Origin of the sequence: Streptomyces sp. NPDC047853, from assembly GCF_043204535.1 — a bacterium.
In the GTDB taxonomy this organism is placed as follows: Bacteria; Actinomycetota; Actinomycetes; order Streptomycetales; family Streptomycetaceae; genus Streptomyces.
This window is the reverse complement of sequence record NZ_JBIDCI010000004.1, coordinates 475065-499857: the sequence shown is the minus strand read 5'-3', so window position 1 is coordinate 499857 and position 24793 is coordinate 475065. Positions and strand designations below refer to the sequence as shown.

The window sequence follows — 24793 nt, the reverse complement described above, 5'->3', positions numbered from 1 at the left end:
CGGCAACCTAGGGCCCCTAGGTTCTTGCCTAGCGTACGTAGGGAGGGTGGCGCGGAGCCACCCCATTTCCGGGGGCGCGAGTTCATAACATGAATTAAGTAAGGAGGGAAGTCGCGTGCCGCAGCCGCTCAGAGGTATGTTGCAGACCGGGCACATCAGGGGAGGCGCCACATGGCGGGGCGGAACGGGCGCACGGTGCGCGACCTCAGGAGGGCCAACCGCACGGCCGTACTGCAACGGCTCTACTTCGAGGGACCGCTCAGCCGCTTCGAGCTGGGCCCGGCGACGGGACTGAGTTCCGGCTCCGTCAGCAATGTCGTCGCCGACCTCGTCGCGGACGGCCTGGTGGAGGAGGCCGGCAGCGTCGACTCCGACGGCGGAAGGCCCCGCACCCTGCTGCGGGTGGCCCCCGGCAGCGGCCACATGATCGGCGTGGACGTCGGGGAGACCCGGGTGCGCGTCGAGCTGTTCGACCTGACCCTCACCGAACTGGCCCGCGCCGAGCGCCCGCTGACCCAGCAGGGCTACGACGTCGAGGTGATCGTCGGCCACATCCGCGACGGCATCGCCGAGGTGCTGGCGACGGCCGGGCTCGCGCCCGAGCGGCTGCTCGGCGCCGGCATCGGCGTCCCGGGCATCGTCGAGCACACGCCCGACCGGGGTGCCGTCGTGCACGGCCAGACCATCGGCTGGGACGCGGTCCCGCTGGAGGCGCTGCTCCGCGCCGGCTCCCCGCTGCCCGACACCGTCCCCTACTTCATCGACAACGGCGCCAAGACCCTCGGCCAGGCCGAGATGTGGTTCGGCGCGGGACGCGGCGCCCGCAACGCGGTCGTGGTCCTCTTCGGCTCCGGCGTCGGCGCCAGCCTGGTCACCCCCGAGGCCGAGCACGGCCGGGCGGTCGAGTGGGGCCACCTGACGGTGCGGGTCAGGGGGCGCCGCTGCCGCTGCGGTGCGCTCGGCTGCCTGGAGGCGTACGCCGGTGCCGAGTCGCTGCTGGCCCGCTGGCGGGAGGAGGGCGGCCGGGTACCCGAGGGCACCGACGAGGAGACCGCCCTGACGGCGCTGCTCGCCGCCGCCCACCCGGCCGCCGGCGAGGAGCCCGACCCGGTCGCGCTCGCCGTCCTGGAGGAGACCGCCGAGTACCTGGGCGCCGGCCTGTCCGACCTGATCAACCTCTTCCAGCCCGAGCGCATCCTCATCGGCGGCTGGGCCGGACTCCAGCTCGGCACCCGCTTCCTGCCCGCGGTGCGCCGGCACGCGGTGTCCTACGCGCTGCGCCACCCCGCCGAGAAGGTGACGATCGACCTCGGGCGGCTCGGCCCGGACGCGGTGACCGTCGGCGCCGCGATCCTGCCGCTGGCCGACTTCTTCGCGCGCGGCGGCCGACGCCCCGAACCGGCGCCCGACTACCCGGTCCCCGCCTGGCGCACCGCACTCGAGGAGCGGGCGCCGCACTGATGTTTCGCCGGTCGGCGCGGAGGTACCCGATGCGGCTCGGACCCCCCGGAGGACCGCGGAAAGGAAGTGCGCCGTGACCGACCACCGCCTCGAAGGACCGGGCGAGACCGGTGAGCCCGTCCCGAGGGACATGCCGGACCAGCAGGCCGGCCCCGGGGACGACCCGTGGGAGGCCGCCGCCCCCACCCGCGAGCAACTCGAGCAGGGCCAGCGCCCCGAGGGCGCCGACGAGGACACCGACGACGGGGCGACGGACGCCGACGACGCCGACGTCCCGGACACGGACGAGGCGGGGACCGGCCGTCGGGGCGCCCCGCGGGCGGGCACCGTGCATCCCGAGCATCCGGTGCCCGACGAGTCCTCCGGCTGACGCCCGCCCGCCCCGGCGGCACGGGGCCGGTGTCCGCGGCGGTGCGGACACCGGCCCCTTCCGTGTGCGCGGGGTCAGCCGACCTTGCGCCCCCGCAGGGGCTCGGTGGCGGCTCCCGCGCCCTGCTGGAAGCCCTCCAGGAACTCCTCCAGCACCTCGGTGGCCGTACGCACCGGTCGCCAGCCCAGCTCGGCGCGCGCCCGGGTGCAGTCCATGAGCGGCAGCCGCAGCACCGCGTCGAACAGGTGCGGGGAGGCGGGCAGCAGCCGCAGCCCCCATGCGGCGGCGACTGCCGAGCGCGCCGCGGTGCGGGGAAGCCGGACCGGGCGCTTGCCGACCATCCCGCCGAGCAGCTCCGCGTCGACCGGAGGCTCGGCCGCCAGGTTGAACGGGCCCCGGGCGTCCTCGGACCGGACCGCCAGCCGGTACGCGTTCGCCGCGTCGTCGGTGTGCAGGGCCTGCACCCGCAGGCCGGGGACGTCCGGCAGGAAGGGGAGCAGGTCCGGACGCGCCAGCGGCCCCGGAAGGTACTTGCCGCCGAAGATGCGGCGCTGCTCGCTGGCCGACTCCCGCTTGAAGAGGAAGGCCGGACGCATCCGCACCACCCGCACACCGGGGTGGTCGCGCTCGAAGGTGTCCAGCACCCGCTCCAGATAGGCCTTCTCCCGGCAGTACGCGGCGTCCGGCCAGCCGTGCGTCGGCCATGACTCGTCCACGGCGCGCTCCTTGGGACCCGGTGAGTACGCGCCGACCGACGAGGCGTGCACCAGCGCCGGCACCCCGGCCGCGGCCACCGCCTCGAAGACCCGGAGGGAGCCGAGGACGTTCGTGCGCCAGGTCGTCGCCGGGTCGTGCGTCGGCTGGAACGCCCAGGCCAGATGCACCACGGCGTCGGCACCGGCGAAGTGGGCGCCCAGGTCGGCACGCTCCGAGGCCAGGTCGACGGCGGCCCACTCCGTCTTCGGCGGCGACCACCCGGGAACGCGCCGGGCCAGGCCCAGCACGGACCCGACCTCCGGATCCTCCGCCAGAAGCCGGACCACGCTGGTGCCCACGTTGCCGGTGGCACCCGTGACCACGATCCTGCTGCCCGCTGTGCTGCTCACCTTGCGCTCCTCTCTGCCGCGTACCCGCGCGAAGGGGCACCGCGTACCCGCGCGAAGGGCACCGGGTACCCGTCCCGCCGGAGGGGCACGCAGGGCACGCAAGGAGAAGCCCCGATCGCGACGGGGGAATCACGATCGGGGCGGTCGACGGCGGGTACGGATGGCGGTCGCCTCTCGGCGAGACGCTCCACAGGGCTTCAGCCGAACGATCGTCCCTGTGGGCAGAAGGTGAGGCCCGGGGACACTGTCCCATCCGTACCCACGCCTTCTTCAACGGCGAAGGACCCGCCGGTGTTCCACCGTCTGTCGCGATATGCGGTGATGTGGGTCACTGTGCCTGGGGCTCGGGGACGATCTCGGCCCACAGGTTCTCGGACTGGAGCAGCAGCGTGCCGAGCACCGCGGCGTGAGCGGCGCCCTGCCCGGCCTGCTCCCGCAGCCCCTCCTGCAACCGGTGGTGCAGTTCCCGCATGGTCGCCTCCGTCGCCTCCTCCGGACGGGCCCGGTCGGCCTCGCCCTGCAGCCGGTCGGCCTCCGTCCGGCAGGCGTCGCCGATCAGGCACAGCAGCCGCGCGCACAGGTCCAGCACCGGTCCCTCGGGGGGAGCGGGGGTGCGGTGCTCGTCCGCCGCGACCGACAGGGTCCGGATCAGGGCCGTGATGTGTCCGGTGACGCGGCTCCACCGCTGGTCCTCCTCCTCGGGCGGGACGGTGCCGGGCACCCGGTTCAGCACCCGCAGCGGGCCCGAGGTCAGGCGCAGGCTCTCCTGGCTCCAGGACCGTGCCGACCTCAGCGCCTCCACACGCCGCTGCAGCCGCGCGGAGTCGCTCGACCAGCCGGTCGCCGTCTGCGCGTCCCATTCGCTCTTGCGCATGTCGTCCGCCACGGAGTGCAGCACGTCACCCGCCTCCCGCGCCAGCGCCGACAGGTTCTCCCGCACGTCCCGCAGATGGATCGGCGGCAGCACGAGGGCATTGACCGCCACGCCGATGAAGGCCCCGAGCGCCGCCTGCCCCAGCCGGTGCCCGACCGCCGAGGCCGACACGGCCGTGCCGGAGAGGAGGACGAACACGGCGGTGGTGGCCGCGTAGATGCCCTGCTGCCCGAAGCGCGGCCAGTTCGCGACCAGCATGAGCACCGGCAGGGACAGCGCCAGCGCCCCCGTGTTGTCGTCGGTCAGCACCTGCGCCCCCGACGCCACCAGCGCCCCGGCGCAGATCGCCGCGAACTGCTGGGTGGCCAGCCGGACCGAACTGTAGACGGTGGCCTGCACGAGGACGAGCGCCACCCAGGGCGCCATCAGCGCCATCGGATCGTCCATCCAGACACCCGCCACGAGCCAGGCGAGCAGCGCCGCGCCGGCCGCCTTCAGCGACTGGACGACCAGGTCCCGCTCACGGCCCGGCCCCCGGCAGGCGGCCAGGGCGGCCCGTCCGACGGCCGATGCCTCCCGCCCCACCGCGTCCCATGGCCGCCATCCCCTCAGTTTCTGCCTGCCCGTCTCCGTCACAGCGGTCATGCGGTACCGGGTATCCGCGTCACCGGCCGGCACGTCCGTACGTGACGTACACCTCGGCGGCTCATCCGAAGGGGCTCCGCTCCAGGGAGGCGAGCAGGGCCGCCGGGTCGGCGTACACCGCGTCCGCGCCCGCCTCCTCCAGGTCGGCGCGGGGCAGGCCGCCGCACAGCACGGCCACGCAGCGCACCCCGGCCCGGCTGCCCGCCCGCATGTCCCAGACGGTGTCGCCGACGAACACCGCCCGCTCGGCGCGGACCCCGACCAGGTCCAGGGCGTGCTGGACCGGCTCGGGGGCCGGCTTGCCCGCGTCGACGTCGTCGGCGCTCGAGGTGGCGGCGATCGCGTCGTCCGCGTCGATCGCCCGCCGCAGCGCGTCCAGCTCCGGCCCGCCCGCCGAGGTGGCGAGGACCACCTTCCAGCCCTCGCCGGCCAGGCGGCGCAGCAGCGCGCCGGCGTCGGGCAGGGCCGGCAGGCGGTCGAAGTACTGCCCGTACAGCGCCTTGTGGGCGGCGCTCAGCTCCGCGTCCTGGTCCGTGTCCCGGTCCTCGCCCAGCAGATGCGCGACGAGGTCGGTGGAGGGAAGGCCCACGGCCCGGTGGATGGCGTGCATCGGCACCCGGTGCCCCGCCTGCCGGAACGCCTCCCACCAGGTCGTCACATGCAGGTGATTGGTGTCGACGAGGGTCCCGTCGACGTCGAACACGGCCGCCCGTTCCATGCACTATTCCTCTCGTGGTCCGTGGATCGTCCGGCGGGTACCACGTCAGTGGCCCGCCACTCCGGACGGTGTGCGCCCCTCACGGGTCCAGGCCAGGAGCTCTTCCCGCGACCACGTGGTGACCACGCGCTCCGCGGGCACCCCGCACTCCTCGGCCCGCGCGCACCCGTGGATCTGCCAGTCCAGCTGACCGGGCGCGTGCGCGTCGGTGTCCACGGAGAACAGCACGCCCGCCGCCACCGCCCGGCGCAGCAGGCGGCGCGGCGGGTCGAGCCGCTCCGGCCGGCTGTTGATCTCCACGGCCGTCCCGGACTCCGCGCAGGCGGCGAACACCTCGTCCGCGTCGAACTCCGACTCCGGCCGCCCTCGCCCGGTCAGCAGCCGCCCGGTGCAGTGCCCGAGGACGTCCGCGTGCGGATCGCGTACGGCGGCCACCATGCGGCGGGTCATCGCGCGGGCGTCCATCCGCAGCTTGGAGTGCACGGAGACCACGACCACGTCGAGCCGCTCCAGCAGTTCCGGTTCCTGGTCGAGCGAGCCGTCGTCGAGGATGTCGCACTCGATCCCGGTCAGCAGGCGGAACGGAGCCCAGGTCTCGTTGAGCGCGGCCACCACGTCGAGCTGCTCGCGCAGCCGCTCGGGGGAGAGGCCGCGCGCCACCGTGAGCCGCGGCGAGTGGTCGGTCAGCACCGCCCACTCGTGCCCGAGCGCCGCCGCGGCCCGGCCCATCTCCTCGATCGGGCTGCCGCCGTCCGACCAGTCGGAGTGCAGGTGGCAGTCCCCGCGCAGCCGTTCCCGCAGGCGCTCACCGCCCTCGGCCAGCGGGGTGTCGGCCCCGCCCTCCAGCTTCTCCAGGTAGCCCGGCACCTTCCCGGCCAGGGCCTCCCGCGCCACCTGCGCCGTCTTGGGTCCGACCCCCTTCAGCGACTCCAGGGAGCCCGCCCGTTCGCGCAGCTCGGCGGCCGACAGCTCGCCCAGCACCCGGGCCGCGGTGCGAAAGGCGCGGACCCGGTACGTCGGCTCCTGGGACCGCTCCAGCAGGAACGCGATCCGCTCCAGCGCCTCGACGGGTTCCATCGGCGCCTCCTCCCGCTCCGGTGCCACCGACTGCCACCGGGGCAGCGGAGCCCTTCGCGCTCCCTCACACTCCTCCGGCACGTCCAGGGTTCCCCAGCCGCCGCGGCCCCGCACCACGGACGGGCGGTTTGTCCGCACCGCACCCGGGTACTGCGACGCCCCGCGCACCGCTCCGAGCGCGGGGCAGAGGAACCGAGGAGCGCCGAGGAGGAGGTCCGCCATGCCCAGCCCCAGCCCGTCCGACGCCAGGGTGGCCGTCGTCACCGGCTCCGACTCCGGTATCGGCCGCGCCACCGCCGTACGCCTGGCCGAGGCGGGGATGGACGTCGGCGTCACCTGGCACACCGACCGGGAGGGCGCGGAGCGGACCGCGCGGGAGGTGCGGGCCCTGGGCCGCCGGGCGGAGACCGCCCAGGTCGACCTGGCCCGGCTCCCCGAGGCCGCGGACACGGTCGACGAGCTGTGCGAGCGGCTCGGCCGGATCGACGTCCTCGTCAACAACGCCGGTACGGGCACCGCCACGCCCTTCCTCGACCTGGGCCTGGACGACCTGCGGCACGTTCTCGACGTCGACCTGGCCGGTCCCTTCCTGTGCGGGCAGAAGGCGGCCCGGCGCATGATCCGGCAGGGGGAGGGCGGCCGGATCGTCAACGTGACCTCGGTCCACGAGCACCAGCCGCGGGTGGGCGCCGCCCCGTACTGCGCGGCCAAGGGCGGGCTCGGCCTGCTCACCCAGGTGATGGCGATCGAGCTGGCCGAGCACGGCATCACGGTCAACGCGGTGGCGCCCGGCGAGATCGCCACGCCCATGACCGGCCAGGAGGACACCGACCCGCACACCGAGCGCCGTCCGGGCGTGCCCCTCGGGCGGCCCGGTGACGCGCGCGAGGTCGCCGCGGTGATCGCCTTCCTCGCCGGGCCCGACGCCGGCTACGTCACGGGGGCCTCGTGGAGCGTGGACGGCGGCATGCTCCGGATGGGCCCGATGGCCGGATCCCATCTGACGAGCGACGCCTGGCGGCGGCCCTGAGCGGGAGCGGAGGGCCCGGCCTACCCTCGATGCATGACCGAAATCGACACCCCGCACATCGGCAGACCGCGGATCGTCGTGCTCCGGGTGCAGCCGGGTACGCCGCCGTTCCGGATCGTCGAGATCGACGGGCAGGTGGTCGGTGAGGCCAGGGCCGTCACCGACGTCCTGGAGGCCGCCGCGGCCTTCGGCATCACGGTCCACGACCTCGACGACCCGGACGTGGTCCGCTGGGTGGGCGGCGACAAGTTCACCTGGACGCCGCACTGAGGCCCGCCCGACGGTGCCCTGCCGCCCGGCGGGCGGACACGGCAGGCGTCGGACGGGCCCTCGCCGCACCCGGGTGCCTCAGCCGACCGTCCACTTCTGGTTGGCGCCGCCCGTGCAGGTCCAGATCTGCAACCGGGTGCCGTTGGCCGAGTTGTTGCCCGCCACGTCGAGGCACTTGTCGGCCTGGGGGTTGACGATGTCGCGGGCCCCGGTGACGACCCAGCGCTGGGCCGCGCTGCCGTTGCAGTCCCACAGCTGGACCACCGTGCCGTCCGCCGTTCCGCCGCCGTTGACGTCCAGGCACTTGCCGAGCGCCCGGACCGTGCCGTCGGCGCCCACCGTCCACCGCTGGGCCGCCGTGCCGTTGCAGTCGTAGAGCTGCACGGGGGTGCCGTTGGCGGAGTTCGCCGCGGCGACGTCCACACACTTGCCGGCCAGGCCGCGGATCGCGCCGCCCGTCCCCGAGTCGCTCGTCGTCACCGACACGTGGTCCACCACCAGCGACTGCGGGAAGACCGTCGAGGCGTCCGGGTCACCGGGCCAGTAGCCGCCGACCGCCAGGTTCAGGATCAGGAAGTACGGCCTGTTGAACACCCACTGCTTCCCGCCCAGGTCGGCCGGGGTGCGCCGCTGGTAGACGTTGCCGTCGACCGACCAGGTGATGGAGTCGGGCGCCCAGTCGACGGCGAAGGTGTGGAAGCCGTCGGCGAAGGCCTGGCCGCCCGGCAGGGTGTAGCCGGCGCCGATACCGCCGGCGCCGGAGTAGCCGGGGCCGTGCAGCGTGCCGTGCACGGTGGAGGGCTCGAAACCGACGTTCTCCATGATGTCGATCTCGCCGGAGTCCGGCCAGTTGACCGGGGTGCCGAGCATCCAGAACGCGGGCCACATGCCCTGTCCGCGCGGCACCTTCATCCGGGCCTCGACGTGTCCGTACTGCGCCGTGAACTTGCCGGAGGTGTTGAGCCGGGCGGAGGTGTACTGGCAGGTGCCGTACCAGCACTGGTAGTTGGCCGGGTTCTCCTTGCGGGCCGTGATGACCAGCTGGCCCTGGCCGTTGAGCGCCGCGTTCCGGTTGCCCGCGGTGTAGTACTGCCGTTCGTGGTTGTTGACGTTGTCGCCGGTCTCGATCTGCCACTTCGAGGAGTCGACGGCCGCGCCGGCGGGTCCGTCGAAGGTGTCGGAGAACGTCACGGCCGCGGGCGCGGCGGCGGATCCGGCGACTTCGGGACCGGCCTGCGCCGGGCCGGACACCAGGGAGGCGGCCAGCCCGGCGGACAGGGCGGCGGCGAGGAGACATCTGCGGAGCAGGCGTGGACGTGCCACGGCTCTCCCTTCCGTACGGCGTCCCGGGAGGGGAGCGCCGACCGAGGTGGGGGGTAAGGGGGTCTCCTCTTGATTTAAGTAGTGAGCTAAGGGGTGGTCAATACCTTGGTACGGACCAGTTGACCTTCCCTCAGTCGCGGGGCTTGCGCGCGTGCACCGCGCGGCTCATCCGTCGGCCCAGGAGCAGGTAACCGATCAGCGCACCCGTGCTGTTGAGGATCACGTCGTCGATGTCGAAGGCCCGACCGGTCACGAGGGCGCCCTGCGCGAACTCGACCAGCAGCATCACGATCGCCGTCAGCAGCAGCACCCGCAGCAGCCCGCGGGTACGCGGGGCGACGACCGGGACCAGCACGCCGAAGGGGACCCCCAGCAGGATGTTGCCGCCGATCTGCTTGACGGCGTCGCGCAGCGCGGGCTGGTCCAGATAGGCCCTCAGCGACCTGCCGGGGTGCATGTTGGTGTGCGTCAGCGCCTCCGACGCGGGGGAGGGGTTCAGCGTCAGTCGCGCCAGCACCACCGCGAACGCCACCATGAAGACGAAGGCGCACGCCGTCGCCAGCAGGCGCAACGGGAGGGGGAGCGGGCGCCGTTCGCGACGGTCGGGCGCCTCCGCCTTGGTGGGGCGGGGGCGCGGGGTCTTGGCGGCGCGGGGGCGCAGCAGGGAACGCGGCCCCGAGGCGGCACGAGCCATTCGGTCCTCCAGTCGTCACAGTCTTCGCGTGGTGGGCCGGTTGCCCGCCGATTCGCCGAGGATGCCGGTCGGGCCGTGGGGTCCGGTCCAGGGACCCGGCCGCGTCCGCCTCCTCCGTTTTCCCCCGCCCGGCCGGGACACTCCGGTCACCGCCGGGCCCTCGCCGCCGTGGCCGGACGGGTGCTCAGGACCCGTAGGTCACCTGTACCTTCTCGAAGCCGAGGGAGCGCAGCAGGCCCCGGAGCATCGCCGTGGTGTTGGTCTCGGCGCGGGCCCTGAGTTCGCTGTCCTTCGCCGCCTCGCCGATGTGCCGGGCCGCGAGCTTCTGCACGGCCTGTTCACCGTTGGGGTTGTCCGAGAACAGATCACCGAGGCGGTCGAGGAGCCCGCGCTGCTTGGACACGGCGTAGGAGCGGTCGGGGTCGAGGGCCGGCTCACCGAGCGCGGCGTGCGGCAGCCGCAGCGTGGCCGAGGTGCGGTCGTCGTCGACCGTCACGTCGTCCTCGCCGACCTTCCCGAGATCGACGTAGGCGCCGACGGTGCCCGCCCCGACGTACAGGGTGCGGCTGCCGCGGACCGCGTCGGGCAGGAACTTGGTGTCCTTCTCCAGGTCCACGACGACCTGGAAGTTGCCGGACGCGGCCTCGTAGCGGCTCATGTCCTGGATGGACTCCAGCAGCGCCGGACCCGAGCGGTCCTGGGTCTCGGTGCCGAACAGGTCTTTGAGTCCCGGTACGACACTCAGCCGCAGTCCCGCGAACAGCACGACGAGCACCAGCACGAGCGCGCCCAGCACCTTCGCCCAGCCGGGCACCCGCCCGGGGAGCTTCCTGATGGGAGTCGTCATGGCGACGGCCCTCCTTCCTACTGACCTGATGCCCTCCATCTCCCCGGGCAGACCGGGGAGTTGGCGGAGGCCGGAGCGGCGGCGGGGGAGCGGGGGAGCGCGCGACCGCCCACGTCAGTGCGGCGGCTTCAGCGGACGGTCCCCGGACGGCCGGGAGGACCACACCGCCTCTCCGCGCGTGAGGCCCGGCAGCGCCAGCTCCGCCTCCCGCACCCGCCGGGCCGGCAGCTCACCGGTGATCAGCCAGCCGTCGGCGCCGCCGGTCGTGCCGGTGAACTCCGCGCCCAGCGAGGCGAGCCGGGCCGTCACGGGCGCCAGCGCATCGGGGGGCACCTCCGCCTCGAACGCGTGGAGCGGCTCGTGCAGCCGGGTCCCGGCCCGCTCCAGGGCCCGCCGCAGCACGATCCGGGTCAGCCCGCGGAAGTCGGCGGCGGTGCTGACCGGCGAACTGAACCCGGAGCGGGTCAGCGTGACCCGGTAGTCCGTGACCGGCGCCCCGGTCAGACCGGTCAGCAGGGTGGCGTGGACCGTCTCCTCGACGGCCTGGTGGAAGGCGCGGGGGAGGGCGCCGAGTTCCGTCTCGTGGGCGAACACCCCGCCCGAGCCGCGCGCGCCCGGCTCCACGCGCAGTCCCACGGTCGCCCAGTACCGGGTGCGGTCCAGCCACGGCATCTCCTCCGCGGCCTCCCCGGTGCCGGCCGGACGCTCCAGGAACCGGGCGCGGCCCGGTGCGAAGTCCGCCTCGATGCCGAAGTCCTCCGCCAGCGTCGCCGCCAGCACCTCCATCTGGACCTCCCCGTACAGGAGCAGCGCCGTGGCGCCCGACGCCGTCGGCCGGACGTGCAGCAGCGGGTCCTGGTCGGAGAGGGCCAGCAGGGCGGCGCGCAGCGGCGCGGCCTGCTCCGGGTGCCGGGCCCGGACCAGGGTCTGGAGCGTCGGCGGCGCGAACTGCGGGGCCCGGTCGCTCCGGGCGCCGAGCCGGTCGCCGACGCGCAGGCCGCCGGGCACGGTGAGGGCCGCGATGTTGCCGGCGGTGAGCGTCCCGGGCCGGCCGATCACGTCGAGGCGGGTCACCCGGCCGGAGACCTCGGTGGTCCGGCCGTCGGCCTCGCGCCGCAGGAAGGTGAGCCGTTGGCGCGGGCGCACCTCACCGTCGTGGAGCCGCAGGTACGCCGTCCGCTCGCCGTCGGGCGCGGGGCGCACGGCGAAGACCGTGCCGCGCGGGCCCGCGGCGCCGGCCGCCGGGCGACAGGCGGGCGGGACCAGCCGGACCAGGCTCCCGACCAGCTCCGCGACGCCCTGCCCGCCGAGGGCGGAGCCGTGGTGCAGCGGGTGGAAGGAGCCGTCGGCGGTGCGGGCCGCGAGCGCGGCGGCCAGCTCCCCGGCGGTCGGTGCGGGGCCGTCCACCAGCGCGGCCAGGATCTCCGGGTCGACCTCGGCCAGCGCCTCGGCGGTCCGCCCGTCCGGCGGGCGGAGCGTGACGCGGGCGTGTCCGGTGCCGGCGTCCGTGACCTCGGTCAACGGCGCGACGTGCGGCGTCAGCAGGCGCCGGACGTCGGCGAGCAGCTCCTCGGTGCGCGCCCCGGTCCGGTCGATCTTGTTGACGAAGACGAGGGTGGGCAGCCGCAGCCGCCGCAGCGTGCGCATCAGCACCCGGGTGCGCGCCTGCACGCCCTCGACCGCGGACAGCACCAGTACCGCCCCGTCGAGGACCTCCAGGGCGCGCTCCACCTCGGCCACGAAGTCGGAGTGCCCCGGCGTGTCGATCAGGTTGACCTGGGTGTCGCCGACGGTGAAGGCGGCGACGGCGGAACGGATGGTGATGCCGCGGCGGCGCTCGATCCCGCCGTCGTCCGTGCGGGTGTCGCCCGCGTCGACGCTGCCGAGCCGGTCGATGGCGCCGTGATCGAAGAGGAGCCGCTCGGTGAGACTGGTCTTACCGGCGTCGACGTGGGCCAGGATGCCGATGTTCAGGGTGTTCAGGGTGTTCGGGACGTGCATGCGGTGTCGAGTCCTCGGGAACCGTGGGCCGGAAGGGGCACTGGGTGATTCCGAGGGGTCGGCGCATGCGGGGGTTCCTGACCTGAGGGGACACGGCGGCCTCCATCATGGCCCCGGCCCCCGGGGCCGCGGCAACCGAATATCCGTAAGCTGAGGCTCCCGGCCGGACAGCATCCGGACAGGATCACGCGAGGAGCGTCCGTGCGAGACATCGCCGTGTTCAGCGGTAGCGCCCACCCCGAGCTGGCCGAGGAGGTCTGCGCGCACCTGGGCGTACCCCTCAGCCCCACCCGGGTGAGCCGGTTCGCCAACGACTGCCTGGAGGTGCAGCTGCGGGCCAACTGCCGGGAGCGGGACGTCTTCCTGGTGCAGCCGCTGGTCAAGCCGGTCCAGGAGCACCTCGTCGAGCTGCTGCTGATGTGCGACGCGGCCCGCGGGGCGTCGGCCGGACGCATCACCGTCGTCATGCCGCACTACTCCTACGCCCGCTCCGACAAGAAGGACGCGCCGCGCATCTCGCTCGGCGGACGCCTCGTGGCGGACCTGCTGGTGGCGGCGGGCGCGGGCCGGGTGCTGGCCATGACCCTGCACTCGCCCCAGGTGCACGGCTTCTTCTCGGTCCCGGTCGACCACCTGCACGCGCTGCGTGAACTGGCCGCGCACTTCCGGCGGTACGACCTGTCCCGCACCACGGTCGTCTCGCCGGACCTGGGCAACGCCAAGGAGGCCGCCGCGTTCGCCCGGATGCTGGGCGCCCAGGTCGCGGCCGGCGCCAAGCAGCGCTACGCCGACGACCGGGTCAGTATCAACGCCGTGATCGGGGACGTCGCCGGGCGCGACGTCATCGTCCTCGACGACGAGATCGCCAAGGGCAGTACGGTTCTCGAACTCCTCGACCGGCTGCGGGAGGCGGGACCGCGCACCATCCGCCTCGCCTGCACGCACGGGCTGTTCGCGTCCGGCGCCCTCAAGCGGCTCAGTGACCAGCCGGACGTGCTGGAGATCGTGTGCACCAACACCGTGCCGGTGCCGACCGACGACCACACGGAGAAGCTGCGCGTCCTGTCGATCGCCCCCGCGCTGGCCGAGGCCGTGCGCCGCATCCACAACGGCGAGTCGGTCAGTGCCCTGTTCGACCCTCCGCCGGGCGGGTGACGCCGAGCACCTCCTCCAGGGTGGCCCGCGGGGGCAGCAGCCGCGCGAGGCCGGTGATCCGCAGCATGCGCAGGGTCAGCGGGTGGGTGCACACGAGGTGCACCTGCCCGCCGTGGTCCAGCGCCTGGCGACGGGCCCGGTACAGCAGGCGCAGGCCGGAGCAGTCGAAGAAGTCGACCCCGCCGAGGTCGAGCACGACCCGGGCGCCGGGGCGCCCCGCCTCCCGGTCCAGGTGCGGGGCGACCTCCGCGGCCGACGCGATGTCGATCTCACCCCGGAGCTCCAGCACCGTGTGCCCGCGTTCGTGGCGCACGTGCAGATGCCGGGTGGACGACGCGGGTTCCTGCCGCACGGCGACCTTGCCTCCAGCCTGGTCCGGTGGCGCAACTGATGACTCCGCCCCGGAAGTTACCCCGATCGAGCGAGTTTGAGCATGTTCGATTGACATATGTCATTGAAATTTGCTGGGCAGGCCGATCAGTCGACCACGAGGACGATCTTGCCCGTGGTGCGGCCGGTCTCGCCCAGCGCGTGCGCCTCCGCCGCGGCGGCCAGCGGGAACGTCTTCGCGATGGTGGCCCGCAGCTTCCCGGACTCGACCAGGTGGGCGATCTCCCGCAGGTCGGCCCGGTCGGCGTCCACGAGCATCCGGGCCGCCCGCACGCCGAGCCGCTCGGCCTCCTCGAAGAACTCCTCCGAGCCGACCGGCAGGATCGACACCACGATCCCGCCCGGACGCAGCACGCGCAGCGAACGCAGGGACGTGTCACCGCCGATCGTGTCCAGGACGACGTCCACGTCCTTCACGGCCTCGGCGAAGTCCGTCTCCCGGTAGTCCACCGTCTCGTCCGCCCCGAGGGAGCGCAGGAACTCGTGCTTGGCCGCGCTGGCGGTACCGATCACATGGGCACCCCGCGCCTTGGCGATCTGCACCGCCACGTGCCCCACCCCGCCGGCCGCCGCGTGGACCAGCACCCGCTGCCCCGGCCGCACGTCCGCCCGCTCCACCAGGGCCTGCCACGCCGTCAGCGAGACCAGCGGGAGCGCCCCGGCCCGGACGTGGTCGACCCCGGCCGGCAGGTGCACGAAGGTGCGCGCGGGGGCGGTGACGTACTCCGCGTGGGAGCCGTGGCCGAACGGGTAGGAGAGCATGCCGAAGACCTCGTCGCCGGGCCGGAACGCCGCGACGCCGATCCCCACCGCCTCCACCACCCCCGAGACGTCCCAGCCCAGCACGAAGGGCGGCTCACCGAGGAAGCCGCCGTTCGCCCGGTGCTTCCAGTCGGTCGGGTTCACCCCGGCGGCACGCACCCGGACCAGCACCTCGTTCGGACGGGGCTCGGGGCGGTCGACCCGTACTTCCTTCAGGACCTCGGGACCGCCGAGGACGTCCTGGCTGATGGCTCGCATGGTGTTCACGTCGCTCATGGTCACCCAGCTTGCCTCGCCGCGCCACGTCGGGGAAACGGTGCGTTCGCCCGCTGCCCGAGCGTGACGGAATCCTCACTTCCGCAGCACCCCGGAATTGATCTTTTAGGGTTCCCAACCGATAAGCTCCCTGGCGGCGCTGCGAGTTGACACGGCCGCGACGGGTCGGCTCGCGATGCGCGCTCATGAGTGCGGTCCCCCTTGCACACCCCCCATGTTCGATCGTTCTGGTTCGAAGGATGCAGATGGAACTCGCCACTCCGCCACCGGCGGCGCGGGCCCCTGTCGCCTGGTACAGCTGGTGGCTGATGCCGCTGGGTCTGGGAGGCGGGACGGTGGCCGCCACGTTCATGAGCCCGGAGCGAATAACCGCGGCCGTCGCCGGTGTGGTGGCGACGGCCGCGGGCACCGTGTGCGTTCGCCTCCTGCTGCGTACCCGCGCCCAGCTGCGCCGGGCCGAGCACACCCACCGCGCCGCGCAGACCGAGCACGCGCAGCAGTGGCAGCGGCACGTGGCCGGCCTGGAACGCACCTTCGCCGCCGAACGTGCCGCCCTGGACGCGCAGCTCACCGAACAGGCACAGAGCCACGAGGCGCGGCTGACGGAACACGCCCGGGCCTGCGAGGACCGGCTGGCCGAGCAGGCCGCGACGTACGAGACCCGCCTCGCCGAGCAGGCCGAGGCCTGGCAGGAGCAGCTCGGTCACCAGCTGGCCGCGGTGTCCAGGCTCGCCGACGAGCAGCTGCCCGAGTCGATGCGCAGACTGCGCGCCGGCGACGCGATCGACGACATCCTGCCCACCGTCGAGCAGTGCGCCAAGGTCGGCGCCGAGTTGCAGGCCGGACTGCGCAAGGTCCTCAGGACCGCGCTGATCGGCGTGGAGGCGGAGTTCGACCGCTCGACCTCCGCCGAACAGGCCGTCATCGGCGTGGGCAACCGCATCCACGTGCTGACCAGCAAACTCCGCGGCCGTCTGCACGAACTGCAGGGCGAGCACGGACGGCTGCCGGCCGTCGCCCGGGGACTGATGGAACTCGACCAGGCCATCGGCCCCGCCGACTGTCTCGCCGCCAGCATCGGTGTGCTCGGCGGCTCCGACCGCCCCGGCCGGCAGTGGCAGGAGCCGCAGCGCCTGTTGAGCGTGGCGCGCGGCGGCATCGGCCGGATCAAGGACTTCCACCGCGTCGAGCTGCGCCACCTGCCCGAGCTGGGGGTGGACGGCGGCCTGGTGGACCACCTCACGCTGGTCTTCGCCCACCTGCTGGACAACGCCGCGCGCTACTCGCCGCCCACCGAGCCGGTCGTCGTCTCCGGCAAGGAGGTCCCCAACGGCGTCGGCATCGAGATCCAGGATTCCGGCAAGGGTCTCAGCGAGGAGAAGAAGCGCGAGGCCGAGCAGGCCCTGGCGGGTACCGCACCCGGCCCGGGGCTCGGCGGCATCTCGGAGGACGCCAACATCGGCCTCCGCGTCGTCGGAGCCCTCGCCCGTCGCTACGGCATTCGCGTGACCTTCGCGGATTCGCCGTGGCTGGGGACGTCTGTCGTAGTCGTTGTACCGCACAAGTACTTCAGCCCGCTGCCGGCCGCCGCCACGGCGGGTGCCGCCGCGCCGGAGACCCGGCCGGCCCTCATCGCACCGCACGCCGGCGGGGCGCCGGCCCTCGCCGCGTCCCCCGCCGTCACGGCACCGGCGCCCGCCCCGGCCGGCGGTGACCCCGCCGGGACGACCCCCGGCGGCCTGCCCAGGCGCCGGAGCAGGCGTGCGGAGCCGGCCGCCGGTGCGGCCCCGGCCCCCGAGCCGGCCGCGCACGCCGTGCGCCCGGACCCGGCCGCCTGGGCCGCCGTTCCGCCGGACGCCTCCTTCGCGGGTCTCGCCGCCTTCGCCACCGCCGGACGCGATCCCGGCACGGCGACCGGCGCCGCCCCGCCCGCCGAAGTCGCCGACGTCCCCGATCCGATCACCGGTGGCGCGTCCACCGGGCACCGCACCGAAGAGAGCGACTAGTCCCCATGACGCACCAGGGAACCGACGTGAGCTGGGCGCTCCGCGACCTTGTGGAGTCCATCCAGGAGATCCGCTTCGCCCTCGTGGCCTCCAGCGACGGCAAGGCCATCACCTCCTACGGCGCCGAAGACCCCGACGACGTGGACCGCTTCGCCGCCGTGGTGGCCGGACTGCAGGCGCTGGCCCAGCCGGTCGCCGAGCAGTTCCCCCAGCACGCCGGGCAGTTGCGGCTGGCGATGATCGAAGTGGACGGCGGACACCTCTTCGTCGTCCGCGCGGGCCTGGAGACGTATCTGGGCGTGCTCGCCCGCGAGGGCCTCGACCAGGGCCTGTTGGGTCATCAGATGCGCGACATGGCCCGCAGGATGGGTGAACTCCTCGGCACCACTCCGCGCCAGGAGGAGCACTCTGGATGAGTGCTCCCCGCCGACCGACCGATCCGTCCGGTCTGGAGCGCTACTACGTCCTCACCGGAGGGCGCAGCGGGCCGGGCGGTTCGGCCTCGACCCTCGACGTGGCGACCCTCGTCGTCTCCCGGGCCGTCCCCTTACCGGGCATGCAGCACGAGCACGAGGAGATCCTCCGGCGCTGCCGCGAACCGCTGTCGGTGGCCGAGCTCGGCGCCCACCTCCACCTGCCGTTCAACATTCTCGCGGTGCTGCTGTCCGACCTGCTCCAGGCGGGCCGCGTCGAAGCCCGTGATCCCATCCCGGCGCACGGCGCCGGCCGCGGGCCCGACCTGGCGCTCCTCGAGGAGGTACTCAGTGGACTTGAAAGGCTTTGACCGACCGGGGTCGCCGACGGCCGGGGAGACCCGTTCGGTGAAGGTGATGATCGCCGGCGGCTTCGGCACGGGCAAGACCACCATGGTCCGCTCCGTCAGCGACATCAAACCGCTGACCACCGAGGAGACCCTCACCCAGGCCAGCGCCGACGTGGACCACCTCATCGGGGTCGCGGACAAGACGCAGACCACCGTCAGCCTGGACTTCGGCAAGATCAGCCTGAACGACACGCTCATGCTCTACCTGTTCGGCACCCCGGGGCAGGAGCGGTTCTGGTTCCTGTGGAACGGGCTCTTCAAGGGGGCGCTCGGCGCGGTCGTCCTGGTGGACACCCGGCGGCTCGCCTCCAGCTTCCGGGCGATCGAGGAGATGGAGCGGCAGCGGGTGCCCTTCGTCATCGCGCTCAACGTCTTCCCCGACTCCCGTCCCTACCCGGTCGAGGAGATCCGCGACGCCCTGGACATCGGGCCGCACACCCCGGTCGTCTCCTTCGACGCCCGGGACCGCACCGCCAGCCGCGACGTCCTGGTCACGCTGATACGGCATCTGCAGGACCGCTCGGCAGCCGCCCTGGAGCCCCGATGAACGACGCCCGGACCCCCGACGGCCGCACCGGCGGCGGCTGCCCCGTCGTCCACGGAGAGGGCGCCACCCGGCTCTACGGCCCCGAGGCGGCGACCGACCCGCACGACATCTACGCCCGCCTGCGCAAGGAGCACGGACCTCTCGCCCCGGTGCTCCTGGAGGGCGACGTGCCCGCCTGGCTGGTACTCGGGTACCGGGAGAACCGGCGGGTGCTGGACAACCCCCTCCAGTTCAGCCGCGACTCGCGGATCTGGCGGGACTTCCGCGACGGCCGGGTCGATGCGACGTCCCCGCTGATGCAGATGGTGGGCTGGCGCCCCGACTGCGTCTCCCAGGACGGCGAACCCCACCGCCGGCTGCGCGGGGCGGTCACCGACAACCTGTACGCCGTGGCCGGCCGGGGCATCCGCCGGCACGTCACGCACTTCGCGCACAAGCAGATCGACGCGTTCGCCGGCGCCGGCCGCGCGGACCTGGTGGCCGACTTCGCCGAGTACCTGCCCATGCTCGTGCTCACCCGGGTCTTCGGACTCGCCGAGCGGGAGGGACGGAACCTCGCCGAGTCCAGCAAGCAGGTGATCAAGGGCGGAGCGGACGCCCTCACGCACAACGAGCGCATCATGGGCATCCTCGGCGAACTCGCCGCGCGCAAGCGGCAGGAGCCCGGATCCGACTTCACCTCCGGTCTCATCGAGCACCACTCCGGGCTCGACGAGGACGAGATCGTCAACCATCTGCGTCTGGTCCTGATCACCGCCCACACCACGACCAGCAACCTGCTGGCCCGGACGCTCCAGCTCGTCCTCACGGACACGTCCTGGCTGTCCGGTCTGGTGAGCGGGCAGCTGAACCTGTCCGCGGTCGTGGAGGAGGTGATGTGGAACTCCCCGCCGCTGGCGGTGCTGCCGGGCCGGTTCGCCACGGCCGACCTCGAACTCGGCGGCTGTCCGGTCAAGAAGGGCGACCTCCTCGTGCTGGGCCTCGCGGCCGGCAACCACGATCCCGAGGTCCGGCCCGACACCGCCGTCTCGGTGCACGGCAACGCCTCGCACCTGGCCTTCAGCGCCGGCCCGCACGAGTGCCCGGGGCAGAACATCGGCCAGGCCATCATCGAGACGGCCGTCGACGTCCTGCTGCACCGGCTGCCCGGGCTGCGCCTGGCCGTGCCGCCGGCCGACCTGACGTCCACGGCCTCCACCTGGGAGTCGCGGCTGGACAGCCTGCCGGTGGAGTTCACCGTCTAGGACCCGGCCCCGGGGCCCGTCCCGCCCGGCCGGAGTGCCCCGGCCGGGCGGACCGCGCCCTCACACGGTCAGCAGGTCGTCCACCGAGCCCCGCCCGGCCAGCTCGGCCATGGCCACCGGGCCGTCCTTGGCCGCCGCGTAGCGGCCGGTGGTCAGTGCCCACTCGTAGTTGCCGTTGATCCAGTGCTGGATGGCCTCCACCCCCATCGCCACCCGGGCCCGCTCGTCCGCGTCCAGGCCCAGCTCGTCGCACATCAGCGGCACGCGGCTCTCCAGGGCGACGTACTCGTCCAGGCAGGCGGTCGTCATGCGGTACGCCTCGTCGGCGGCCTCCTGCCACGAGCAGCCCCGCTCCCGGTGCAGGACGGCGATGAGGTTGTGGCCGTCACCTCGCCGGCGCTCGCGTTCGAAGGAGTGGATGTCGTTCATGAACCCGATCGTGTCCGCGGCCAGATCCCGCAGCCGCTCCATCAGCGGGTGCGCCATCGCCGCGGCCGGCACCTCGAAGCGGCGGCTGCGCTCGCCCGCGTCGATGCTGTGGTGGATGCCGACCGTACGGCGTCGGAAGGCCGCGTAGTCGTCGAGTCCGAGGGACCCGGCCCGGCCGCCGGCCGCCAGGTCGACCTCCTCGCAGTGCGCCACCAGGAACCTGCCCCAGGAGGCCGCGAACCGGGATATCCATGTCAGGGACATGCCATCCGAAAGATGTTCCCAGACCTCCGCCCAGGCCACGGTGATGGGGCACTCGACCCGGGGCGGCGTGCCCGCCGGACGCAGCGGCGTGGCGATGAGCTCCCGCGCCACCTCCGCTATGCGCTCCGCGCGGTCCGGCCGGCCGGCGTCGAACTGGTCGTCGAAGAGGAAGGCCAGGGAGAACCAGTTCATCAGGACGACCATGTCGTCCGCCGACGCGTGGGGGTAGGTACGGGCGGCGGCCTGTGCCAGGTCCCAGGACCGGTACTCCTCGAACCCGATCCGGCTGCGGACCAGGCCCCGCTCGCGCACCCAGCGCAGGTGGCGGTCGCGGGCCCGGGCGAGATGCGGGCTGACCGGGGTGTCGAAGGGGAGGTCGAAGCGGACGTCCTGAGACATGTGTTTCCTTTCGGGAGACGAGACGCAGAGTCCCCCCGCCCCTGCGAGCGGACGGTCGCGAGACCGTCCGCACACTCGAACCGGGCTTCCCGATCCGGAAGTTGAATCGAGAAGCGATACGAGGCTGCCCCGACCCTAAATGATCTACGCGGCACCCGGTCGTGATCTTGGTTACTGCTCACGCCGCGGGGGCCGCGTACACTCCCGCGCCTGCGACCTGCCGCGACCCGCGGCGGATCGCCGAGCCCCGCCCGGGCTCGCGCCCCGCCCTCGGCACACGCAACTCCTGCGCGACACGGGCGAGTCGGAGCGCCGCTGCCTCGTGCGCGACGGCGATGGCCGCCCCCCGACTGATTCGGCCGGGCCGGGATATCCGCAAGGTACAGGGCGCGGGACACGTACGCCCCGCGGCCCCGAATCCTCCGGAGGAGACATGGCACTGGTCAACGCGGGCGTCGTGGTGCTCGACTGCGCCGAACCCGAGCGGCTCGCCGAGTTCTACAAAGAGCTGCTGGGCGGGGAAGAGACCGAAGCGACCGCCAACCGGATCGAGATCCGGGGGGCCGGCGGCTTCCGCATGGCGTTCCGGCGGGACGTGAACGCCACCCCGCCGAGCTGGCCCCGCCCCGAGAACTCGCTCCAGGCACACCTGGACTTCGTCGTGGACGACCTCGACGAGGCCGAACGCGGGGTCGTGGGGCTCGGCGGGCGCCCGCTGGAGGCCAAGGACGCGGCCGGCCCGTACGAGGAGCGGGGCTTCTCCGATCCCGCGGGTCACTCCTTCACGATGCGCCGTGGTGTCACGCCGACGGCACCCAAGCAGGGCTAGCGCCTGCCGGGTGCCGTCGGGGACGGGGGGCCGGGCCCGGGGGTCCGGTCAGTCCCGGCCGCCCTTTCCGTCGGTCGGCCAGACGCCCGTCGAGCGTTCGATGGCCTTGGCGCCGGTCCGGTCCACCGCACTGCGCACCGCGGCGAAGATGGCGCCCTGGATCGCGGCGGCCAGCAGGATCTCCCCCCAGCCGCGGTCCGGGTCCAGCGCGTCGGGCGCGTCGTCCTCGTGCCGGAGCACCTTCCAGGTCTTCTGGAAGGCCATCCCGGCCAGCGCACCGCCCGCCCAGCCCAGCACGAAGCCGACGGGCTTGTAGGCGAGGGGGAGCGTCTTCTTCTTTTTCTTGCCCACGTGGGTCTCCTTGGGTTCGGATGCGTGTGTCGTCGGTCGGTCGTACGGTCAGGGCCCGCCCGGTGCCGGAACCGCTTCGTCGGCGCGGACCGGCGCCGGTGGGGTCCCGTCACCGAACGGTCGCCCGCCCAGCTCCTGCCGGTGATGGGGCGTGAGCCAGCCGGACAGGTCCGGGCCCAGGGGCACGACGGCGGTCGGGTTGATGCCGGTGTGCACCTGGTAGTAGTGGCGTTTGATGTGGTCGAAGTCGACGGTGTCGCCGAAGCCGGGCGTCTGGAACAGGTCGCGGACGTACCCCCACAGCACCGGGTTCTCCGTCAGCTTCCAGCGGTTGCACTTGAAGTGACCGTGGTAGACGGCGTCGAAACGCACGAGTGTGGTGAACAGCCGGATGTCCGCCTCCGTGATCGTGTCACCGACCAGGTAGCGCTGCCGTTCCAGCCGGGGCGTGAGCGCCTCCAGTCGTCGGAAGACCCCCGCGCACGCCGTCTCGTACTCCTCCTGACCGGTGGCGAACCCCGCCCGGTAGACGCCGTTGTTGACGTCCTCGTAGACGTCGGCCATCACCTCGTCGATCTCGTCGCGCAGGGCGTCCGGGTACAGGTCGGGTGCCCCCGGCCGGTGCAGGGACGTCCACTCGGTCGCGAGGTCCAGGGTGATCCGCTGGTAGTCGTTGGTGACCAGCTGCCCGCTGGGCACGTCCACGACCGCCGGCACACTCACCCCGCCCGGGTAGCCGGTCTCGCGTCGGTCGTAGGCCTCGCTGAGGAAGCGGATGCCGAGCACCGGGTCGCGGCCGTCGGGGTCGAGGGTGAAGCGCCAGCTGCGGTCGTCCTGGAGGGGGTCGGCGACGGCCAGGGACAGGGCGTCCTCCAGCCCGAGCAGGCGTCGTGAGACGAGGGCGCGGCTCGCCCATGGACAGGCACGGCTCACCACCAGCCGGTAGCGGCCGGGCTCCACGGGCCAGCCGTCCCGGCCGTCCGCGGTGATCCGGTCCGCGAAGTGGCTCCTGGACCGCTTGAACGCCTTCCTGCCGTAGCCGCTGTTGCCGGGCGTTCCGCCGTCGCCGCTCATGGCCCCGCCTTCCGGTCGTTCGTGTGCTCCCCAGGACGCGTTCCCCGTTTTCGGCGGTCGGCACTGGTGGGCCACCCACAAGGCGGGTGTGAGCCCGGTCGGCCGAGGGCATTCGGGCCCTCGTGACTGGGACAGCTTCGGAAGACAAGAAGGATCACGGGACCGACCACGGGACCGACCACGGGACGGCGCGGGGGAGCGACGACGGGACGGACCACGGGACGACGGCCCGCGAGGCCGACGCCGGTGCCGACCGCAAGACGCGTGTCACGGTACTGGTCGCGCTCGCGGCCAACCTGGTGATAGCCGCCGCCAAGGCGGGGGGGGGACTCGTGGCGGGCTCGCCCGCGCTGCTGTCGGAGGCGGCGCACTCGGTGGCCGACAGCCTGAACGAGGTCTTCCTGCTCGCCGCCCTGCGCCGCAGCCGCCGCCCCGCCGACCGCCGGCACCCCTTCGGATACGGCAAGGAACGGTTCTTCTGGTCCTTGCTGGCAGCCGTCGGCATCTTCGTCATGGGTGGCTGCTTCTCCTTCTACCAAGGGGTCGAGGCCCTGCGCACCGGCGCCCAGGAGGAACTCGGCGGCTACGTGGCCGGGCTGATCGTGCTCGGCGTCGCCCTGCTCGCGGAGGGAGCCTCCCTGCTGCGCGCCCTCCACCAGGTGCGGGGCCAGGGCGGGCTCGCCACCGGGCTGCGCGACCCGGCCCTGCGCACGGTCGTCGCCGAGGACGGCACCGCGGTGCTCGGCGTGACCCTCGCGATGACCGGAATGGCCCTGCACATGGTCACCGGACAGGTGGTGTGGGAGGCCTGCGCCTCGCTCGCGATCGGCGCGCTGCTCGTGTACGTGGCGTACCGGCTGGGCCGCGAGGCCCGCGACCAGCTGATCGGCGAGGCCGCCGACCCTGAGGCCAGCGGCCGCATCCGGGCGCTGCTGTGCGCGCAGCCGGAGATCGACAGCGTCGAGGCCCTGTTCACCATGAAGACGGGGCTGGACTCCACCCTGGTGGCCGCCCGGATCGACCTGGTGCCCGGTCTGGACAGCGAGCGGGTGGAGGAGGTCGCCGTGCGCATCAAGGGCTCGATCGCGCGCACCGTGCCCGAGGCGCGGCAGATCTTCCTCGACGTCACCGACCGGCTCGCCGGGGAGGCAGCGGAAAGCCCCGCCGCGACGGGGGAGCGCGGCGGGGCCTGACGCACGCGTTCCCGGCATCGACGGGACCATGCGCACGGCTGCGGAGGAACTTCCGCCCGCCGGCTCAGCCCCCGTCGACCGGGTCCAGGACGAACACCGGGATCTCCCGGTCCGTCTTCTTCTGGTAGTCGGCGTACGGCGGGTACGCCGCGACGGCACGCTCCCACCATTCGGCCTTCTCCGTGCCGGTGATCTCACGGGCCGTCATGTCCCGTTTCACCGGGCCGTCCTGCAGCTCCACGTGGGGGTCGGACTTGATGTTGTGGTACCAGACCGGGTGCTTGGGCGCCCCGCCCAGCGAGGCGACCACGGCGTACCGGCCCTCGTGCTCGACGCGCATCAGCGGTGTCTTGCGGATCTTGCCGCTCCGCGCACCCCTCGTGGTGAGCACGATGACCGGCATCCCCGTGTCCATGAGGGTCGTGCCCTTGGTACCGCCGGAGCTCTCGTAGAGCTCGACCTGTTCGCGCACCCACTGCGTCGGGCTGGGTTCGTACTCGCCGTCAAGAGGCATGGCATCCGTCCCATCATCGCGTCGTACGGCTGACCGGCACCGTGGTGGACCCGGCGGCGCCGTGTCCATCCTTACCGCATTACCCCCCGTGCACTTCCCGCGGCGCAATGACCTCACGCGT

Annotated in this window: 26 protein-coding genes; 12 read left to right on the top strand and 14 right to left on the bottom strand. The window is 73.3% G+C overall.

The window, feature by feature from the left end; all coding sequences use genetic code 11:
- Positions 1–171: 171 nt before the first annotated feature.
- Complete coding sequence (locus tag ACGF5T_RS11370; RefSeq protein ID WP_356605090.1) at positions 172–1461, top strand: ROK family transcriptional regulator; 1290 nt, start codon at positions 172–174, stop codon at positions 1459–1461.
- A 73-nt stretch (positions 1462–1534) separates the two neighbouring features.
- The gene (locus ACGF5T_RS11365; RefSeq protein ID WP_356605088.1) at positions 1535–1831 is read left to right on the top strand and encodes a hypothetical protein; all 297 of its coding nucleotides are present in this window, start codon (positions 1535–1537) and stop codon (positions 1829–1831) included.
- Between the two features lie 74 nt (positions 1832–1905).
- On the opposite strand, the gene ACGF5T_RS11360 is transcribed toward ACGF5T_RS11365, so the two are convergent.
- The 4 genes from ACGF5T_RS11360 to ACGF5T_RS11345 all read right to left on the bottom strand — a co-directional run bounded on the left by ACGF5T_RS11360 (position 1906) and on the right by ACGF5T_RS11345 (position 6251).
- Positions 1906–2937 carry an SDR family oxidoreductase gene (locus ACGF5T_RS11360; RefSeq protein WP_366767165.1) on the bottom strand — a complete coding sequence of 344 codons (1032 nt, stop codon included), beginning with the start codon at positions 2935–2937 and terminating at the stop codon, positions 1906–1908.
- A gap of 328 nt (positions 2938–3265) precedes the next feature.
- On the bottom strand, positions 3266–4456 hold the full coding sequence (locus tag ACGF5T_RS11355) for an aromatic acid exporter family protein (RefSeq protein WP_366767164.1): 1191 nt from the start codon (positions 4454–4456) through the stop codon (positions 3266–3268).
- Positions 4457–4517: 61 nt separating this feature from the next.
- Positions 4518–5174, bottom strand: coding sequence for an HAD family hydrolase (locus ACGF5T_RS11350; RefSeq protein WP_356605082.1), 657 nt, complete (start codon positions 5172–5174; stop codon positions 4518–4520).
- A 45-nt stretch (positions 5175–5219) separates the two neighbouring features.
- Positions 5220–6251: a PHP domain-containing protein gene (locus tag ACGF5T_RS11345; RefSeq protein WP_366767163.1), complete on the bottom strand. Its 1032-nt coding sequence runs from the start codon at positions 6249–6251 to the stop codon at positions 5220–5222.
- A gap of 220 nt (positions 6252–6471) precedes the next feature.
- Between ACGF5T_RS11345 and ACGF5T_RS11340 the strand changes: the two genes are divergently transcribed.
- Complete coding sequence (locus ACGF5T_RS11340; RefSeq protein WP_356605079.1) at positions 6472–7281, top strand: SDR family oxidoreductase; 810 nt, start codon at positions 6472–6474, stop codon at positions 7279–7281.
- A gap of 33 nt (positions 7282–7314) precedes the next feature.
- The gene (locus tag ACGF5T_RS11335) at positions 7315–7551 is read left to right on the top strand and encodes a hypothetical protein (RefSeq protein ID WP_356605077.1); all 237 of its coding nucleotides are present in this window, start codon (positions 7315–7317) and stop codon (positions 7549–7551) included.
- A gap of 78 nt (positions 7552–7629) precedes the next feature.
- On the opposite strand, the gene ACGF5T_RS11330 is transcribed toward ACGF5T_RS11335, so the two are convergent.
- The 4 genes from ACGF5T_RS11330 to otr(A) form a co-directional block, all read right to left on the bottom strand.
- Positions 7630–8874 carry an RICIN domain-containing protein gene (locus ACGF5T_RS11330; RefSeq protein ID WP_356605075.1) on the bottom strand — a complete coding sequence of 415 codons (1245 nt, stop codon included), beginning with the start codon at positions 8872–8874 and terminating at the stop codon, positions 7630–7632.
- A 130-nt stretch (positions 8875–9004) separates the two neighbouring features.
- On the bottom strand, positions 9005–9568 hold the full coding sequence (locus tag ACGF5T_RS11325) for a VanZ family protein (protein ID WP_356605073.1): 564 nt from the start codon (positions 9566–9568) through the stop codon (positions 9005–9007).
- 184 nt (positions 9569–9752) lie between these two features.
- Positions 9753–10415: a DUF4230 domain-containing protein gene (locus ACGF5T_RS11320; protein ID WP_356605071.1), complete on the bottom strand. Its 663-nt coding sequence runs from the start codon at positions 10413–10415 to the stop codon at positions 9753–9755.
- A 114-nt stretch (positions 10416–10529) separates the two neighbouring features.
- Positions 10530–12398, bottom strand: a complete 1869-nt coding sequence (gene otr(A) / locus ACGF5T_RS11315; protein WP_366767176.1) for a tetracycline resistance ribosomal protection protein Otr(A) — start codon at positions 12396–12398, stop codon at positions 10530–10532.
- A 219-nt stretch (positions 12399–12617) separates the two neighbouring features.
- On the opposite strand from otr(A), the gene ACGF5T_RS11310 reads away from it, so the two are divergent.
- Positions 12618–13571 (top strand): ribose-phosphate pyrophosphokinase, encoded by a 954-nt coding sequence (locus ACGF5T_RS11310; protein WP_356605069.1) that lies wholly within the window; start codon positions 12618–12620, stop codon positions 13569–13571.
- Here the strand turns inward: ACGF5T_RS11310 and ACGF5T_RS11305 are convergent.
- Together ACGF5T_RS11305 and ACGF5T_RS11300 are read right to left on the bottom strand one after the other, a co-directional pair.
- Positions 13537–13923, bottom strand: coding sequence for an anti-sigma factor antagonist (locus ACGF5T_RS11305; protein ID WP_356605067.1), 387 nt, complete (start codon positions 13921–13923; stop codon positions 13537–13539). The genes ACGF5T_RS11310 and ACGF5T_RS11305 overlap by 35 nt on opposite strands.
- Before the next feature lie 125 nt (positions 13924–14048).
- Entirely contained in the window at positions 14049–14999 is a 951-nt protein-coding gene (locus ACGF5T_RS11300) for an NADP-dependent oxidoreductase (RefSeq protein WP_366767162.1), read from the bottom strand.
- A 245-nt stretch (positions 15000–15244) separates the two neighbouring features.
- Here ACGF5T_RS11300 and ACGF5T_RS11295 point away from each other — a divergent pair, with 245 nt between their 5' ends.
- The 5 genes from ACGF5T_RS11295 to ACGF5T_RS11275 are packed head-to-tail and all read left to right on the top strand — an operon-like array spanning position 15245 to position 19619.
- Positions 15245–17005, top strand: coding sequence for an ATP-binding protein (locus ACGF5T_RS11295; protein ID WP_366767161.1), 1761 nt, complete (start codon positions 15245–15247; stop codon positions 17003–17005).
- Between the two features lie 5 nt (positions 17006–17010).
- The gene (locus ACGF5T_RS11290) at positions 17011–17421 is read left to right on the top strand and encodes a roadblock/LC7 domain-containing protein (protein ID WP_356605061.1); all 411 of its coding nucleotides are present in this window, start codon (positions 17011–17013) and stop codon (positions 17419–17421) included.
- Entirely contained in the window at positions 17418–17789 is a 372-nt protein-coding gene (locus ACGF5T_RS11285) for a DUF742 domain-containing protein (protein WP_356605059.1), read from the top strand. The genes ACGF5T_RS11290 and ACGF5T_RS11285 overlap by 4 nt, the downstream gene beginning before the upstream one ends.
- On the top strand, positions 17770–18375 hold the full coding sequence (locus ACGF5T_RS11280) for an ATP/GTP-binding protein (RefSeq protein WP_356605057.1): 606 nt from the start codon (positions 17770–17772) through the stop codon (positions 18373–18375). The genes ACGF5T_RS11285 and ACGF5T_RS11280 overlap by 20 nt, the downstream gene beginning before the upstream one ends.
- Positions 18372–19619 carry a cytochrome P450 gene (locus ACGF5T_RS11275; RefSeq protein ID WP_366767160.1) on the top strand — a complete coding sequence of 416 codons (1248 nt, stop codon included), beginning with the start codon at positions 18372–18374 and terminating at the stop codon, positions 19617–19619. Before ACGF5T_RS11280 ends, ACGF5T_RS11275 begins: the two co-directional genes overlap by 4 nt.
- Before the next feature lie 60 nt (positions 19620–19679).
- Here the strand turns inward: ACGF5T_RS11275 and ACGF5T_RS11270 are convergent, their stop codons facing one another.
- Complete coding sequence (locus ACGF5T_RS11270) at positions 19680–20711, bottom strand: 7-epi-alpha-eudesmol synthase (protein ID WP_366767159.1); 1032 nt, start codon at positions 20709–20711, stop codon at positions 19680–19682.
- 433 nt (positions 20712–21144) lie between these two features.
- Between ACGF5T_RS11270 and ACGF5T_RS11265 the strand changes: the two genes are divergently transcribed.
- A complete protein-coding gene (locus tag ACGF5T_RS11265) occupies positions 21145–21540 on the top strand; it encodes a VOC family protein (RefSeq protein WP_356605051.1) in 396 nt (131 codons plus the stop codon).
- 48 nt (positions 21541–21588) lie between these two features.
- Here ACGF5T_RS11265 and ACGF5T_RS11260 read toward each other — a convergent pair whose 3' ends face one another.
- Together ACGF5T_RS11260 and ACGF5T_RS11255 are read right to left on the bottom strand one after the other, a co-directional pair.
- A complete protein-coding gene (locus tag ACGF5T_RS11260) occupies positions 21589–21891 on the bottom strand; it encodes a DUF4235 domain-containing protein (protein ID WP_053140797.1) in 303 nt (100 codons plus the stop codon).
- Positions 21892–21939: 48 nt separating this feature from the next.
- Positions 21940–22965 (bottom strand): glutathione S-transferase C-terminal domain-containing protein, encoded by a 1026-nt coding sequence (locus tag ACGF5T_RS11255; RefSeq protein ID WP_356605048.1) that lies wholly within the window; start codon positions 22963–22965, stop codon positions 21940–21942.
- A 275-nt stretch (positions 22966–23240) separates the two neighbouring features.
- Between ACGF5T_RS11255 and ACGF5T_RS11250 the strand changes: the two genes are divergently transcribed.
- Positions 23241–24158, top strand: coding sequence for a cation diffusion facilitator family transporter (locus ACGF5T_RS11250; RefSeq protein ID WP_392887611.1), 918 nt, complete (start codon positions 23241–23243; stop codon positions 24156–24158).
- 64 nt (positions 24159–24222) lie between these two features.
- Here ACGF5T_RS11250 and ACGF5T_RS11245 read toward each other — a convergent pair whose 3' ends face one another.
- The gene (locus ACGF5T_RS11245) at positions 24223–24672 is read right to left on the bottom strand and encodes a nitroreductase family deazaflavin-dependent oxidoreductase (RefSeq protein ID WP_356605044.1); all 450 of its coding nucleotides are present in this window, start codon (positions 24670–24672) and stop codon (positions 24223–24225) included.
- Positions 24673–24793 lie beyond the last annotated feature (121 nt).

Excerpts from the sequence above, each read along its gene's own strand:
- ACGF5T_RS11370 (WP_356605090.1), top strand. The coding sequence starts at position 172 with ATGGCGGGGCGGAACGGGCGCACGGTGCGCGACCTCAGGAGGGCCAAC.
- ACGF5T_RS11355 (WP_366767164.1), bottom strand. The coding sequence starts at position 4,456 with ATGACCGCTGTGACGGAGACGGGCAGGCAGAAACTGAGGGGATGGCGG.
- ACGF5T_RS11350 (WP_356605082.1), bottom strand. The coding sequence starts at position 5,174 with ATGGAACGGGCGGCCGTGTTCGACGTCGACGGGACCCTCGTCGACACC.
- ACGF5T_RS11345 (WP_366767163.1), bottom strand. The coding sequence starts at position 6,251 with ATGGAACCCGTCGAGGCGCTGGAGCGGATCGCGTTCCTGCTGGAGCGG.
- ACGF5T_RS11340 (WP_356605079.1), top strand. The coding sequence starts at position 6,472 with ATGCCCAGCCCCAGCCCGTCCGACGCCAGGGTGGCCGTCGTCACCGGC.
- ACGF5T_RS11335 (WP_356605077.1), top strand. The coding sequence starts at position 7,315 with ATGACCGAAATCGACACCCCGCACATCGGCAGACCGCGGATCGTCGTG.
- ACGF5T_RS11325 (WP_356605073.1), bottom strand. The coding sequence starts at position 9,568 with ATGGCTCGTGCCGCCTCGGGGCCGCGTTCCCTGCTGCGCCCCCGCGCC.
- ACGF5T_RS11320 (WP_356605071.1), bottom strand. The coding sequence starts at position 10,415 with ATGACGACTCCCATCAGGAAGCTCCCCGGGCGGGTGCCCGGCTGGGCG.
- ACGF5T_RS11300 (WP_366767162.1), bottom strand. The coding sequence starts at position 14,999 with ATGAGCGACGTGAACACCATGCGAGCCATCAGCCAGGACGTCCTCGGC.
- ACGF5T_RS11295 (WP_366767161.1), top strand. The coding sequence starts at position 15,245 with ATGGAACTCGCCACTCCGCCACCGGCGGCGCGGGCCCCTGTCGCCTGG.
- ACGF5T_RS11290 (WP_356605061.1), top strand. The coding sequence starts at position 17,011 with ATGACGCACCAGGGAACCGACGTGAGCTGGGCGCTCCGCGACCTTGTG.
- ACGF5T_RS11285 (WP_356605059.1), top strand. The coding sequence starts at position 17,418 with ATGAGTGCTCCCCGCCGACCGACCGATCCGTCCGGTCTGGAGCGCTAC.
- ACGF5T_RS11275 (WP_366767160.1), top strand. The coding sequence starts at position 18,372 with ATGAACGACGCCCGGACCCCCGACGGCCGCACCGGCGGCGGCTGCCCC.
- ACGF5T_RS11270 (WP_366767159.1), bottom strand. The coding sequence starts at position 20,711 with ATGTCTCAGGACGTCCGCTTCGACCTCCCCTTCGACACCCCGGTCAGC.
- ACGF5T_RS11265 (WP_356605051.1), top strand. The coding sequence starts at position 21,145 with ATGGCACTGGTCAACGCGGGCGTCGTGGTGCTCGACTGCGCCGAACCC.
- ACGF5T_RS11255 (WP_356605048.1), bottom strand. The coding sequence starts at position 22,965 with ATGAGCGGCGACGGCGGAACGCCCGGCAACAGCGGCTACGGCAGGAAG.
- ACGF5T_RS11245 (WP_356605044.1), bottom strand. The coding sequence starts at position 24,672 with ATGCCTCTTGACGGCGAGTACGAACCCAGCCCGACGCAGTGGGTGCGC.